Consider the following 14304-nt stretch of genomic DNA (forward strand, 5'->3'; position numbering starts at 1 on the left):
GTAAGGAGGAAGAATATGACTAAAAAGCTCAGTCTAGTTGAGATAGAGTACATTTGCAATATGTTTTTCCAATCTTTTGAAATTCCAGTTTGTTTTTTAGATTGTAACAAAAATATTCTTTTAGAATTCACATCAAAAAATGATTCACATTCGTTGTATACATCAAAAATAGAACAGTTACATGTGCTTTTTCAGAGAAATGATACATATAATTCCCCCATCTTCAGAACTCACGAACATCTAGGGCACTTTATTTTAATTCACATAAAGAGCGATTATATGGTGAACGGTACTGTTATTATTGGGCCCTTGGCACATGTAAATTTTTCTACAAGTAAAGCGGATAGTAAACTTAATTTTATTCCAAATTATAAAAGAACAAGAGACCATTATTTTTCATTGTCAGTCAAAGATCAAAATTTCTTTGTAAATATAGCAATATTGTTCTATAACATTCTCTATAAAAAAAATTCAGATGTAAGCACATTTTCAAATAACAGTGACTCACTTCATATAAGTCATAGCAGAATCTTAAACGAAGATGTATATATTTCAATGCAAAAAGACGAATCCATTTATCATAATTTATATATAGAGCAGCAACTACTTGGTTCTATAGAAAACGGGGATAAAGAAACCGTACTCAAATATTATTACGAATTCCAACAAGAGACTCTTTCATCTTTATCTTCATTCCATCAATTAAGACGTCATAAAAACATTTGTATTTCATCCATCACGCTCGCTACTAGATATGCGATAAAAGGGGGACTTCCATCTGGGATTGCTTACAAAATTTATGATTTACATATTCAAAGAACAGAAGATTTAAAAGACAAAGAATCTGTTTGGGATTTATTAAAAAATGCTTTTTGTACCTTTGCAGACCGTGTAAAGGTACAAAAAACACAGCAACATTCACAGACTATTGCTATTTGCAAAAACTACATTTTTAAAAACATTTACAATCCAATATCTGTTAAACAACTTGCTAAATTTGCAAATGTGAATTCAGATTATTTATCTATATTATTTAAAAAAGAAGTCGGTATTTCATTAATTGAGTACATTCAACGTGAACGAATCGAGGAAGCAAAGAAATTATTAACTTTCACTACCTATCCCTTATCAGACATATGCGCTTCGCTTAATTTTAGCGATCAAAGTTATTTCACTAAAATTTTTAAAAAATTCACCAATGAAACACCTGGTAAATACCGAAAATCTCATGTTGTCATTTAGAGTGACACTTCCATTAAAACAAAGTGTTTTCAGTAACTTATCAATGGCAAATTAGAAGTACTCCTATATTCATGAGCTATAGGATTTATGCTATTTTCAAATCAAAAAACACGTTACTATTCTCATTAAAATAAAAGAATAGTAACGTGTTTTATATGTAATATAGTTCTGTAGACAGAATAGTATCCAACTGCAAATTTTTATAAAAGCCAAATGTACCGCTTAACTATTAAAATCTTAATAAGTAAAAAATCCATATTTCGTTTTATTTACTTTCTACTTTATTTCTTTTGAATACTCAACTCTTTTCTTCAAACGAATAATCCCTACTATTATTTTTGTATCTTTCTAAATTTGCGAATCAAAGTGAGTACTGTACCTGCAATAATCATCAATATGCCGATTGCTGCACTGTTAGTTGTACTTACACCCGTCTTTGGCAGCTCCTTATATGTATATTCTTTTTTATCGGTATTACTGTTATTTGAGATATTATTGTTATTTGTCTTATTAGCAAGACCATTAGGTTTGCTAGTTTCTTTATCTTTCACTAATACTTTTTGTATTGTATTTACCTCATTACCCACGGAATCTCTTACACTATATATTATTTCATAAGTACCAGCTTTAGTTGTATCTATAGTTCCTTCATACGCTACTTTAGAAGTAAGGTCACCGTCTTCTTTGTCAGTAGCTGATACTCCTACCAACGGATCAAATTGATCACCCTCAGTAATTGAAGTTGTAGCAGGTACTTTTAGTATTGGTTTATCATTTTTAACTTCTTCTCTAACTTTGACCGTTACAGTTTGCTTCGCCGTTACTTCATGACCTTTAGAATCTGTAACCGTGTACGTTAATATGTAAGTACCGGCTTTAGATGTATCTACTTCACCATCAACTTTGATTTTAGAAGTGAGATCACCGTCTTCTTTATCGATAGCTAATACTTCTGCCATTGGAACAAATGAATCTCCTACATGAATTGTCGCTCCAACAGGCACTGTTAATTTAGGTTCTAAATCTGATGTTTCTCCATTTTTCTCTACAATTACAGTCTGTGTTGCTGTTGCATTCCGCCCTTGAGAATCAACAACCATGTATTCCATAATGTATGTACCTGATTTTGAAGTATCTACATCGCCTTTATGCTTTACTTTATTTGTTAAATCACCATCTTCCTTATCAACAGCTTTTACATTTCTCATTGGATCAAACGTATCTCCTACACGTAGTGTAATGGTAATCGGTACAGTTAACTCTGGAGCTTGGTTTTCTACTGCTTTTTCGTTTTCTTTCACTGTTCCTGTAATTTTTGCCGCATCAAAAGCATTTTGGATTGCTTGAACTTCAATTGAGTTCGTTCCATATTTATTAGCTGCGACTTTAAGGCATGCCAATCTCAATTCAGAGAAATTAGAAGTCATGTTTAATTCATCAGTATTTGCATAATAGAAAATATCAAACATTTTATCTTCACCAATACCATTTACATTTACACCGTTATGAGTACCACCTTGTGCAATTAAATACGCAACTTTATTAATAATACTTGAGTTAAAATGAACGCCTCCATAATCCTCTCCATTTAAATCATTATATTTACTATAATCATCAGGATACGGTAGTCCTTCTGAAAAATTAATTGCAGTTGGATTTTTCATATTACGAAAAGTCAATCCAGTTTGTTCTCCTATTGTCCAGTTAAATTCCCCATTATTTATGTATTTCTCTATAGCCGTTCCCATAATATCAGATAATGCCTCGTTAATCGCCCCAGATTCTCCTGAAAATTCAAGGTTAGATTCGCTTGATGTAACTGCATGTGTAAATTCATGACCCGCTATATCGAATGCTTTTACCATAGGATCTCCATATAAAAGCATACTAATGTTATTAATATTAGTACTAAATGCATTCTCCCAATTTTCAGGATCATTTGTTCCTCCAGAATCCCATGCATGTACAACTGAAACTACTTTTTTTCCTTTATTATCAAAACTATTACGCTTATATTTTTCTTTATAAAAATCGTATACCTTTGTTGCTAAGAAATGAGCGCTTACCGCCTTTGGATCATTAAATGTTGTTGAAACACTAGTTGCTAGTATACCAGGATAATAACTTTCTTCATTTGTAATATCTCTATAATTTACATCATATGTCTCAATTCCTTGTCCTCTTGTGTAATCAGTAAGCGCATAATTCCCACTGGTCTGTTTAGAAATACCAAATGTACGAGTTACGCCTAAATCATCTTTTCCTGTTCCAGTTAATGATGTAAAATTGCTAGTTTTATTTTCCTTAACGGATTCAACATACTCTTCACTTATTTTCAAACTTGATTCTTGTACCATATCTTTTAACATTTCACCATTATGAGCATTCACTAAATAAGTTCCAGATACATAATTTGGTGTTGTAGCAGCAAATGTAACTTGATATGCATTGCTAGCCTGCCCATGATTTTCATCAACAAAAATAACTGCCTTAACTTCTGGCTCAGAAATAAATTTAGTATCGTTTCCGTACTTTTTATAAATATATTGTTTTGCTTCTTCTTTTGATAAATTAATAGGTTTCTTTAAATCTTCTTGTGTTAAATTTTGTGCGCTAGCTCCTGAAATGCTTTTAATAATACCTTTTTTATCTACGTGAGCAGTCAACTGGTGGCCATATACTTCTTTTCCTTCATATATTTGTTGCATGCGCACAAGTGTAGTTCCATCATAAGAACCACGTTTTTGAAGAACCTTGTAATCTACTCCTGTTTCTGCACTAACTTGTTTTGGAGACAAAGCATGCTCCGTATTTTCCTTAAGTGCATCTTTCACTACATTCTCTGGTGCCTTTTTTGATGGTTGTGTCAGATCACCTGTACGGAACGAACCCTCTTGAATTTCAACTTGCATTTGACCAGGTTCCTCTGCATGACCTACTCCATATGGTGTTACACTTGTTAAAACGAATCCTGTTGTTAATGCAACTATAGCTATTTCTTTTTTATTTCCCATGATATTTACCTCGTATAAATTTCTATTATTTATATGAAACTGCTAAAATGTATACAATCTATTCCTAACATAAAAAGATGACTTTTGTAATCTACAAAAGCCACCTCTTCAATATGTAATATCCCTAAAATGTTTTTAATACATAATTTCTATACAAAAAGAAAAAAGCATTCATTAACGAGCATTTTGCAATACTTTTATTAGGTCATTTATATTTTCAACTTTCTGCTGAAACTGATCAAGTCTGCTATGTAGCGATGAAGGATTTTTATCTTCAGTTGAAATAACTTGTTTTAATTCGTTTTCTAATTTATCATACATATCAAAGAAATTATCAAATTCTACACTTACAAGCTCTTCATTTTCGCGATAGAATCTTTTTGCTTCTATATAAGTCATATATGATTTATTTAAAAATCCTAATGAAATTAAATATTTAGAAGTGTTTTCTTGATAAATAGCAATATCACATGCCATTTTAATATCAGAATAAGTCTTTTGAACGAGACAATGCAATTCAAAAATCTTAAACTTTAATCCATTATTCATTTCATCCCCTCCCATCGTATCTATTCTACATAAAATTAGAATATTATACAAAGAAAATTATTAGTATGAAATTGACAATTAAAAAAATAACTTAAGGATAAACAAACTCCCTCGCATTATAAATTATAGTTACGGAGCATTTACCAACATAACAGCAAAATAAAAAGCAAAAAGAATAAATCTTTCCGCTCTTAGAGTAATAAATACATTTCATATTGTGCTAAAGAATTCTTTTCAAATCTACATTTCTTTAAAAAACCCTCCAGTAAATTATTGTTAGGAAACCCAATTGATAAACTTGATAAATGTAATTCTTCTCTTGCTACTTCTAATAATTTCATCCCAACACCAATATTTCTATAATCTTTATCTACGAAAATAAAACTAATTTTACCTTGTTCATTTACACATAGAGAGCCTTTTAAGTCATTAGTGACATATGCACCATAAAATACATTATTTGTTTTTTCGATATAATCAACATCATTTTGCCAATTTATATGGAAGTTTAACCATTTCTGAATTTCATCTTTAAAAGTTGGAAATTCTAATTGTTTTACTTCAATATCCTTACAATCTTTATTCATTATTTTAGTCAAATCATTTAAATTATAATAAGAAAGATCGTACACTTTTTCATAGCCCAACTTATTATAAAAATGAATCGCTCGGTCGTTTCCTACAATGACTTCGAGAAAAAGTTGCTTACATCCATGTTGAATCGCCTCTTCTTTATGCAGTTCAAATAATTTTTGACTCACACCAATACCGCGGTAATTAGGATGAACCGCTAATGTTCCACAGCGCATAGTCTTTATACTTTCATAATCCTTTATACCACCTAATATTACGCCAACTGATTTGTCACCGTCTAAAGCAAGAAAAGAATGTTCTAGCAAATTACCTTCTGGTCCCAAAAAACGGTGTATAAAATCACCTTTTGAAACTTCCATCTTAATAATATAATCGGAAAATCCATCTTTAAAAGCTTCATATACTAAATCAATATTTACTTCACTACATCTTTTATATTGAATCATATAAAATTGCCCTCCAATTGCTTGTATTAACCGCAACATGTACCCATATAATATATTCCATCTATTATAAATTTCAGCTCTTAATTTGAAATGAACGAACATTTCCCTACATATAACCCACTATTAATTTGTTTTATAACAAACTATCTATTATTTACTACATTAATCTCATAAACACGCAAAAAAGCAATTAAATGCTCACATGCTCTTTCGCATGCTAGCATTTTAAAGATTTTTTGTTCTTCTTTCGTTTTATCATTTGCTTGATCTGAAGCAGCTTTTAAACATAGAAATGGTTTTTTATTTATTTGGCATACATAGGCGAAAGCTGCCACTTCTTGATCAACTGCCAATGCTCCATATACGGTATGGAGTAAATATCTCATTTCTGAACTACGAATACGTTGATCTCCGGATAAAAATGTACCGAAATGTATTGGATCATATGATCGTATTTTTTTTATTCTTCTTACAAGTGATTTTGTTGTTTCAATAGGTGCTGTTCTACCGTTATATAAATTAAAAACATCTTCCCCTGAGCCAGCCGCAGTAACATCGTGTTGTATTGCGTTTAGTGCCACTACAATATGACCGTTTTTCACCTTGTTTGATAAACTTCCGCATATTCCTGTCATAAACAACTCATCTGGCTGAAACTCACTAATTAACAATTGTACACAACTAGCGCAGCTTACTTTACCAACACCAGTAACAACTGATATAATTTCCAGCTCATTAATAGTATGAAAATGAAATTCCCAAGCTGCTCTTTTTTCAACACGTTCACTCGGATAATGTTGATGCAAATACGTCAGTTCTGGTTCCCATGCAGATACTATTGCAATACGTTTCATTACACGCTTCACTTCCCCTATTGTCATTTAAATAAGTTATCTATACTTTCTCGTTCATAATCTGGAATCCATTCTTTGTATTTCTTATATAAATCTCGTATTATTTCTTTATTCTTCGCAATTACTTCACATCCTCTATCATCACACATAAACATGACAATATCTTTCGTTGCATTTATGAGAAATACATCTGGATAAGAAATTTCTTTTTTTCGTCCAAATCGAGGATACAGAGCAGAGAAATCCTCGTGATTAGCAGCTTGTATAAGCAATTCATACTTAATATCTTCCGCAAGACATTTTAAAGAAAAATGATATGTACAATATAAATCTGCTTCTTCATCTTCAAATAGAAACGGTAACGTTTCTTGTCTTATATGAAATCTTAAATCTCTTTTCTTAATATATTTATTGTATACATTTATTTTCTGTGGAGTTTTTATGTTTTCCTTTTTAAATCTATAAACATTTGTCACTACAAACACTACATCTTCTTTTGAAAATATGTCTTCAAATAAGAATTTATTATATGTATATAGTTGAGAAAAGTATTCCATATTTAAATCGTTGGTTCCTTCTACAATTTGATATTTATCTTTTCCGAAATCAAAATGTAAATGATTTCCCCACTGAGAATATAAGTAGGGTCCTAATGTAACTCCTGGAAATGTTTGATTCATATATTCTTTTAATTGCATTTCCTTGTCCTTTCTACTGTAAAATTCCTTTTAAATCCCAGTATGCTTCTTCTAGCCACGGATGTATAACTTTCAATGTATCTTTCCTTTCCCACAAATATGAAATATATACAAAAGCTGCTTTTTCCAAAGATTTTTCCAATCCTTTTTTTATTTCTATTAAATATGGTGGTGTCCCGTTTTGATCCCATTCTATTTTATCTGCAACAAATAATACTAAATCCATTTTCGTTGCATGTTTACGCAACGTTGTATGGCAACAAATTGCATTTAAAATTTCTTCATCTTCTACTTTAAATATTTCTTTTGCGATTACTCTCGATAATTTTTGATGAATAATCATAGGAAATTTTCTTTCTGCTTCCACTATTTCTACCCCAAATTCTTCAGCAACTGCAATCCGCTCCTCGTTCGGAAAGATGCCACTAATATCATGTAAATATCCTGCAATTGCTGCTTTTTCTTTATCTACGTGAAACTTTTCTGCAATCTTTTTTGCCTCATTTGCCACACGAATTGAATGTTTATATGTAAACTCTTTATTATATTTTAGTAGAAAAGCTTTAATATCATTGTCTATTTTTCCAGTTGGAGTAAATAAATATATATCATTACATAACATAGAAAATCCCCCTTATAACTAACTTCCATTATAATGTAGAATTTAAATATCCTTTTTATTTTATATTCGATATTAATCTTTTTACTCCTTTTTAATACGTTACATGAAATTTTATACAGAATCATCGCTACAAGTACATAAATGTTTGATATTATAGTAATGTTGATGATTTGTAAGGAAAGGAACTACACAATGAATAAAAACATATTAATTATTGATGATGATAAAGAAATTGTTGAATTACTTGCTGTTTATTTGCGAAATGAAGGCTATAACATTTATAAAGCTTATGATGGCGATGAAGCATTGCAAAAGGTTTCTACATATGAAGTTGACCTTATGATTTTGGATATTATGATGCCAAAACGAAACGGATTAGAAGTTTGTCAGGAAGTACGTGAAAATAATACTGTACCAATTCTAATGCTGAGTGCAAAAGCAGAAGATATGGATAAAATATTAGGCCTTATGACAGGTGCCGATGATTATATGATCAAACCATTCAATCCATTAGAATTAGTAGCTAGAGTGAAAGCTTTATTACGAAGATCCTCTTTCCAAAATGCTACTTCGCAAAAGAATGAAGATGGTATTATTCGTATTCGCTCTGTTGAAATACACAAACATAATCATACAGTTAAAGTAAATGGAGAGTATATTAAACTAACCTCTATTGAATTCGATATTTTATATTTACTTGCGAGTAATACAGGAAGAGTATTTAGTTCAGAAGAAATTTTCGAACGCGTTTGGAATGAAGATGGTTATGGTTCAAATAAGACGGTAATGGTCCATATTAGCAACTTACGAGATAAACTTGAAACAGTAATGAATGGAGAAAAATTGATTCATACTGTTTGGGGAGTTGGCTATAAAATTGAGAAATGAAGCATTTGATATATTAAAAGATATTCCTAAATGGAAACTTATTTTTTGGCTTTTATTAGCTATCACACTCACTCCTATTACTGAACTAATTATTTATCGCCTCGTTACGAGTGTAATTGAGAGTTCACTTACTCTAACTGAACTCGGTAAAGAATTCATTCGAATTTTTGGTTATGAAAAGTATAAAGGGATTAAAGAGTCTTTATGGATGATGATTGTATCTTATTTGTTTTTATTTTCTATTTTTTCATCCTATCTTTACATTTTTTATCGTCACGAGAAAAAACTTTATTATGAAACTTGTATAAAAAAAATGATAGAAGAAATTCGTTATATTGCAAATGGAAACTTCAATCATAAAGTTTCTATTGTAAATCATAATTATCTAGAAGAATTAGCAATCGGGGTCAATGAAATTGTTGAACAATTAAAAGTCTCCATTGATGAAGAAAGACAAGCGGAACAAGCAAAAAGTGAACTTATTACAAATGTATCACATGACTTACGCACCCCCCTTACTTCTATAGTTGGATACGTAAATTTAATCCATCATGATAATTATAGAGATGAAGTGGAATTGCGATACTATATTCAAGTCATTTACGATAAAGTAACTCGTCTTAATGCATTAATGAATGACTTGTTCGAATATACACGTGTTCAAAATAAAGAATTAAGCTTGTATTCTGTTCCTATTGATATTGTAGAGTTACTTGGACAATTAACTGTTCAATTCCGCATACAGGTTCAAGAAGCTAATATAGAATGTCGGCCTTCTTTCCCGTCTCAAAAGCTTATGGTATTAGCTGATGGTGACAAATTAGTGCGTGTGTTTGAAAATCTTATTATAAACGCTATCGCTTATGGAAGCGAAGGTCGCTATATTGACCTTACTGCTTATGAAAGCAATAATATGATTACAATTGATATAACAAATTACGGACAACCTATTCCTAGTACGGATTTACCTCATATTTTTGAACGTTTTTACCGCGTTGAGAAATCTCGCTCTACAAACACTGGTGGATCTGGACTTGGATTAGCAATTGCAAAAAGTATAGTCGAGTTGCATAAAGGAACAATTGAAGTATATAGTGATGACGAAAAAACAACATTCACTGTAAAACTACTTCCATACAAATGTTAATATTACAAATAAAAAGTTCAATTTCTTATCATATAAGAAATTGAACTTTTTCTATTATTTCCCTAAATTTAATAATCCTTTATAATTCTTTAGAAATTCTTTACCTTTTCTTTCTTCCTAATTAAGCATTCCTTTTTACAATACTATTATTGATGTCATAATAGGAGGATCACTTATGCAATTCTTAAAAAAATTCGCTATTTTATTATTATCTTTTTTCATTACTGCACTTATCGTTTTATATTTTTATCTTTATGTAAATGGTCCGATTATTCAAGCTAAATCAGCTATTTTAATAAATGCTAATTCAGGTGAAATTGTTTATAAAAAAAATGAAGAAACCCCAGTACAATCAGCTACTTTATCTAAATTAATGACGGAATATATCGTATTGGAACAACTAAATGATAGAAAAATACAGTTAGATGACTTCGTACAAATAAGTAACGAAGTTTTCCGAGTAGAAACAAGCCCTATACAAGTAACATCGAATGATAAAACAACGGTTCGTGATTTACTTCATGCATTGCTACTGGCAGGGAATAATCGTTCTGCACTCGCCCTAGCAGAACACATTGCTGGAAATGAAGATAACTTTACAGTATTAATGAATAAAAAAGCAAAAGAACTAAAGTTATTACAACCATCTCCATTTCTAAACTCTACTGGAATTAATCATGATACAAATAAACAATCAACTACAACAGCAATAGACGCAGCTAAACTAGCAGCACGATTAGTAAAAGATTTTCCAGATGTATTGAATATTACGAAACTAACCTCTTACCAATTTACCTTCAAAGATTCCCAGGTTTTCAATACGAATAAAATGATATATTCCCTTAATGAAAACATTAAACTTCAAGGTGTTGATGGCTTACAAACTAGTTTTTCAACTAACGGTAATTATAGTTTCGTCAGTACAGCAAAACTTGGAGATACTAGACTAATTTCAGTAATATTAGATGCAGATGAAGAAAACATTTCATTTATTGAAACAAAAAAGTTGCTCCAGTATGGTTTTGATCCTTCCTCGTACTCTGCACTCCAAGCTTTTAAAGACGCCCTTACATCTTGGACAATATTGCTTCAGTTTAAAAATTTAATTATACAAACTATAATGATTTTTTTAATCATTACCACCTTAATGTTTTTACATATACGTCAAAAAAAATCCGAGGATTTCAATTAAGAAATCTTCTTATATATATAACCGACTTGCGCTTGAGATGCAAGTCGGTTTTTAATTCTATCATCCTCTTCCAAGTAAATTTGCTGAAACTGGTTGCAAGTTTAACTCTCTCGCCCATATAGATAGCTGACCAATATGATAAATTTCATATCATATTACATGTCTTAAAACCTATGTTTTTTGAGGCATACATCCATCTCTGTTTCCTTTCGTTGTGTTCGTTTGTTTAGTTTAAATAGGTTAATCTATTAATTCTATTAAATCCAACAATTGAACTATTACACTTTAAAGTTCTACTCATATACTATAGTAGATTACTAGAAAGGAGGCTTAACTATGGATAGTTGCGTTATATTTGTAAACGGACAACCTTTTTTAGTTCTTTCAGTAGCTGGTATTGAAATTGCTAGATTAGAGATTTCCCTTCAAGTAGCATTAGCTCTAAGAGTGCTTGGGATACCAATCTGTGATTAATTACCAAATTAAAAGAAAAAGCGGGCATTAGCCCTCTTTTTCTATTTTTTTCTCATCTTTTTTTTAACAACTAACAAAATTTTAATTTTTATATTGTAATGAAAATCCGAAAAATCAATCCATTTTATTCAATAAAAAAGATCAACACCCATACCTCATTATCCGTTTCTAAAAAATTAGAATTCGATTAATTACAAGAAAATTTAAATATACGAACGTTACATAAAATACTTGTTAGAATAGCTGTCCTTCACACTATTTATTTCGCCGACATTATATAATCAAAGCACCAATGATTAACTTTTTATACGGCTTATTTTAAGTGTGCTAGCATTCTAGGCTAGATGATTATGACTGCAAAAAAACTTCAAGTTCTCATTTATATAAATCAGATAACGCTTTCACTTTTTGAATCGATTGATAATCTTTAAATTGCGGTTCTCTATCTTCTTATCCTTGAAGAACACTAATCCAACTATACTCTACATCTACAATATGAAATCATGTTTTTAACATACCCCCAGTTTGCAAAGTAAATCTTCCTCTGAAAGTTGTTCACACCACTTAAACCAATCATCTCTTACTTGCCAATTATATTGAAATAAAGTGTACACATTTATCTCTCTCTTACTTCAATTATCCACCTAACAGCATCTATTATACATTTAACCATTGACAATCACTTCTCTTCGGCCAAGTTCCTCTACAGCGTGATTAATTATTTCACTTACAGATAAAGAACCATCCAATATGATATCTGAATTCGGCTTAACAGTATGAATTGCCTCTAAATAAGCTTTTCTCGCATATGTCATGTAATGTTCCAAATCATTATGTATTTCATCTATTGTACCTTCCTTAAAATCTCGCAAAATCCTTCTAGCCATCGCAATATCTAAAGGCGTATCAATAAATATAGTTACATCAATGAATTTTCGCATCTCACTATTTAAGTATGCAAAAGGATAATCTACAATAATATAGTCTAAGGTATTATTTTGTATAAGTTGCTCAATATCATGAATTAATGGTGTTAATACCCACTCGTCGTAATTCGCCCCATCATCAATCCATTTACAAATATCAGCAGGAGAGTTATCAAATGTATAACTATCAAAATATAGAGCTTTTGAGTTTTTAAACTTATGCTTTAATCTTTCTGTAATTGTAGTTTTACCTCCCCCCGAAACAGCTGCAATTGAAATTATTTTTGTTTTATTATCCACTATACCCACCAAGCCCCTTTGTTAACATAATATAATTATAAATTACTATCGCTGCTACTTCTTCCATTCATATTCTAATATACTCATTTCCCATAAATTCCAATACGTTTCTCCTACTCTTTTTGACTCTCTTAATAAGCCTTCTTTTACAAACCCTATTTTTTCGTAACATGAAATGGCCGATGTATTAAAATCATACACACCAAGAGTTACTCTATGTAGTTTTAATTCGTCAAAAGCAATATGAAGTACTGCTTTCATCATATGTTTTCCTATAGAACGTCCTCTCATCTTCGTATTACCAACTAATACTTTTCCAATTCTAGCGGACTTATTAATATTATCTATTTGCCCAAGCGAAATATGTCCAATAACGTCTGAAGTCTCTTCATCTACCACTTTGAAAGCGAGTGTATTTGCACTTTCTATATACTTCTCTAATTGCTGTTCGTCTAAAGGAAATGTGAATGCATTTCCTGACCATTGTATTAGAAATTCTTCGGAATTAATCCAATTTATTAATTGTTTAAAATCAGATTTCTTAAAGCTTTCTAGTTTAATCACTTCCTTGCTCCTTTCGTACATCATGCTTTATAACCTCAAACTTATTTCTATATAAAGAATATATTCTCCTTTTATATAAAATTAAAATAAAGCCATTCATGTGAATGGCTTTACAAAAAAGCAGCATAATTATGCTTTGTTTGCTACATCAATACCATTAAAATCAAAGTCAGCAGTAACCGTTGTAACCGGTGGGAAAATTGCTTCAATTTTGCAAATGGAAATAATTACTCCAACCGATCCAGGAATAGCCGCAAGCCTAACTACATCACAACTTACAGACGAAACAGTACCTACATAAGTACGTCCCTCTGTATTAATTTGAACTGTTCGATTAATTAATTTCTTAAGTTCATCTCTAATTCCTTGTACACAAGAATTATCACATTTCTCATGCTGTTCTTTTTTACACTCTTCGAATACTTCCCAACAATCATCTTGTTTACATGTACACTTCTTTTTACAATTATTAAATCGAGAACCCAATACCTCACCCCCTAATCCTTTCTATTAGTAAAGTATGTCCACTAGCTTAAAAGGGTACGAGGCAAACACATAAAAAGAAAAAAACAAACAATTGTACCAAACTTTCTTTTCATTATTCATTATAAAAACAGACTTCTCCTAATTAAAAGCTTTTTAATGAGCGGCCGTGAATTTAGTCCTACTCCATTTAATGTTTAGACACCACTTTCTAAAACAAACCTTTTTTCTTTTAAGAGGGTGTTGCAAAACTAAAATAAATATGCAATGTTATGAATCAGAAAAACTAGCTGAACATGCAATAGATAGCG

The 14304-nt window shown here is 30.8% G+C and carries 14 protein-coding genes and 2 pseudogenes; 5 read left to right on the forward strand and 11 right to left on the reverse strand.

Annotated elements, in window-relative coordinates; translation table 11 throughout:
- Nucleotides 1–15: 15 nt before the first annotated feature.
- Nucleotides 16–1242, forward strand: coding sequence for a helix-turn-helix transcriptional regulator (locus ACQRBL_RS13870; protein ID WP_411995500.1), 1227 nt, complete (start codon nt 16–18; stop codon nt 1240–1242).
- Nucleotides 1243–1574: 332 nt separating this feature from the next.
- Here ACQRBL_RS13870 and ACQRBL_RS13875 read toward each other — a convergent pair whose 3' ends face one another.
- The 6 genes from ACQRBL_RS13875 to yqeK form a co-directional block, all read right to left on the reverse strand.
- Nucleotides 1575–4256 (reverse strand): M4 family metallopeptidase, encoded by a 2682-nt coding sequence (locus ACQRBL_RS13875; protein ID WP_411995499.1) that lies wholly within the window; start codon nt 4254–4256, stop codon nt 1575–1577.
- Between the two features lie 174 nt (nt 4257–4430).
- Nucleotides 4431–4805 carry a hypothetical protein gene (locus ACQRBL_RS13880; RefSeq protein ID WP_001059026.1) on the reverse strand — a complete coding sequence of 125 codons (375 nt, stop codon included), beginning with the start codon at nt 4803–4805 and terminating at the stop codon, nt 4431–4433.
- 191 nt (nt 4806–4996) lie between these two features.
- A complete protein-coding gene (locus ACQRBL_RS13885; protein ID WP_000617068.1) occupies nt 4997–5845 on the reverse strand; it encodes a GNAT family N-acetyltransferase in 849 nt (282 codons plus the stop codon).
- Nucleotides 5846–5988: 143 nt separating this feature from the next.
- The gene (gene mtnN / locus ACQRBL_RS13890) at nt 5989–6726 is read right to left on the reverse strand and encodes a 5'-methylthioadenosine/S-adenosylhomocysteine nucleosidase (protein WP_000151939.1); all 738 of its coding nucleotides are present in this window, start codon (nt 6724–6726) and stop codon (nt 5989–5991) included.
- A complete protein-coding gene (locus tag ACQRBL_RS13895) occupies nt 6723–7397 on the reverse strand; it encodes a DUF3885 domain-containing protein (protein WP_043924663.1) in 675 nt (224 codons plus the stop codon). Before ACQRBL_RS13895 ends, mtnN begins: the two co-directional genes overlap by 4 nt.
- Before the next feature lie 13 nt (nt 7398–7410).
- Entirely contained in the window at nt 7411–8019 is a 609-nt protein-coding gene (yqeK, locus tag ACQRBL_RS13900; protein WP_023522010.1) for a bis(5'-nucleosyl)-tetraphosphatase (symmetrical) YqeK, read from the reverse strand.
- Between the two features lie 192 nt (nt 8020–8211).
- On the opposite strand from yqeK, the gene ACQRBL_RS13905 reads away from it, so the two are divergent.
- The 3 genes from ACQRBL_RS13905 to ACQRBL_RS13915 all read left to right on the forward strand — a co-directional run bounded on the left by ACQRBL_RS13905 (nt 8212) and on the right by ACQRBL_RS13915 (nt 11246).
- Complete coding sequence (locus ACQRBL_RS13905; RefSeq protein ID WP_001038809.1) at nt 8212–8907, forward strand: response regulator transcription factor; 696 nt, start codon at nt 8212–8214, stop codon at nt 8905–8907.
- Nucleotides 8897–10054 (forward strand): sensor histidine kinase, encoded by a 1158-nt coding sequence (locus tag ACQRBL_RS13910; protein WP_001243312.1) that lies wholly within the window; start codon nt 8897–8899, stop codon nt 10052–10054. Before ACQRBL_RS13905 ends, ACQRBL_RS13910 begins: the two co-directional genes overlap by 11 nt.
- 175 nt (nt 10055–10229) lie before the next feature.
- On the forward strand, nt 10230–11246 hold the full coding sequence (locus ACQRBL_RS13915) for a D-alanyl-D-alanine carboxypeptidase family protein (protein WP_023522009.1): 1017 nt from the start codon (nt 10230–10232) through the stop codon (nt 11244–11246).
- A gap of 60 nt (nt 11247–11306) precedes the next feature.
- On the opposite strand, the pseudogene ACQRBL_RS13920 reads toward ACQRBL_RS13915, so the two are convergent.
- Nucleotides 11307–11417 (reverse strand): annotated as a pseudogene (locus ACQRBL_RS13920) (DinB family protein); the annotation flags it as partial.
- Nucleotides 11418–11582: 165 nt separating this feature from the next.
- Here ACQRBL_RS13920 and ACQRBL_RS13925 point away from each other — a divergent pair.
- Nucleotides 11583–11720: a DUF3956 domain-containing protein gene (locus ACQRBL_RS13925; RefSeq protein ID WP_411995498.1), complete on the forward strand. Its 138-nt coding sequence runs from the start codon at nt 11583–11585 to the stop codon at nt 11718–11720.
- A gap of 378 nt (nt 11721–12098) precedes the next feature.
- Here ACQRBL_RS13925 and ACQRBL_RS13930 read toward each other — a convergent pair.
- The 4 genes and pseudogenes from ACQRBL_RS13930 to ACQRBL_RS13945 form a co-directional block, all read right to left on the reverse strand.
- Nucleotides 12099–12334: pseudogene (locus ACQRBL_RS13930) on the reverse strand (DinB family protein); the annotation flags it as partial.
- A gap of 51 nt (nt 12335–12385) precedes the next feature.
- Nucleotides 12386–12955, reverse strand: coding sequence for an AAA family ATPase (locus ACQRBL_RS13935; protein WP_000513268.1), 570 nt, complete (start codon nt 12953–12955; stop codon nt 12386–12388).
- A 45-nt stretch (nt 12956–13000) separates the two neighbouring features.
- The gene (locus tag ACQRBL_RS13940; protein ID WP_141520797.1) at nt 13001–13534 is read right to left on the reverse strand and encodes a GNAT family N-acetyltransferase; all 534 of its coding nucleotides are present in this window, start codon (nt 13532–13534) and stop codon (nt 13001–13003) included.
- Between the two features lie 105 nt (nt 13535–13639).
- Nucleotides 13640–13996: a hypothetical protein gene (locus ACQRBL_RS13945; RefSeq protein ID WP_000535577.1), complete on the reverse strand. Its 357-nt coding sequence runs from the start codon at nt 13994–13996 to the stop codon at nt 13640–13642.
- Between the last annotated feature and the right edge of the window lie 308 nt (nt 13997–14304).

Source organism: Bacillus sp. AF62 (genome assembly GCF_050312695.1).
GTDB lineage: Bacteria > Bacillota > Bacilli > Bacillales > Bacillaceae_G > Bacillus_A > Bacillus_A cereus.

Bases quoted from the DNA above. Each gene is read 5' to 3' on its own strand.
- yqeK (WP_023522010.1), bottom strand. From the start codon at position 8,019: ATGTTATGTAATGATATATATTTATTTACTCCAACTGGAAAAATAGAC.
- ACQRBL_RS13925 (WP_411995498.1), top strand. From the start codon at position 11,583: ATGGATAGTTGCGTTATATTTGTAAACGGACAACCTTTTTTAGTTCTT.
- ACQRBL_RS13885 (WP_000617068.1), bottom strand. From the start codon at position 5,845: ATGATTCAATATAAAAGATGTAGTGAAGTAAATATTGATTTAGTATAT.
- ACQRBL_RS13870 (WP_411995500.1), top strand. From the start codon at position 16: ATGACTAAAAAGCTCAGTCTAGTTGAGATAGAGTACATTTGCAATATG.
- mtnN (WP_000151939.1), bottom strand. From the start codon at position 6,726: ATGACAATAGGGGAAGTGAAGCGTGTAATGAAACGTATTGCAATAGTA.
- ACQRBL_RS13940 (WP_141520797.1), bottom strand. From the start codon at position 13,534: ATGATGTACGAAAGGAGCAAGGAAGTGATTAAACTAGAAAGCTTTAAG.
- ACQRBL_RS13880 (WP_001059026.1), bottom strand. From the start codon at position 4,805: ATGAATAATGGATTAAAGTTTAAGATTTTTGAATTGCATTGTCTCGTT.
- ACQRBL_RS13875 (WP_411995499.1), bottom strand. From the start codon at position 4,256: ATGGGAAATAAAAAAGAAATAGCTATAGTTGCATTAACAACAGGATTC.
- ACQRBL_RS13905 (WP_001038809.1), top strand. From the start codon at position 8,212: ATGAATAAAAACATATTAATTATTGATGATGATAAAGAAATTGTTGAA.
- ACQRBL_RS13895 (WP_043924663.1), bottom strand. From the start codon at position 7,397: ATGCAATTAAAAGAATATATGAATCAAACATTTCCAGGAGTTACATTA.
- ACQRBL_RS13915 (WP_023522009.1), top strand. From the start codon at position 10,230: ATGCAATTCTTAAAAAAATTCGCTATTTTATTATTATCTTTTTTCATT.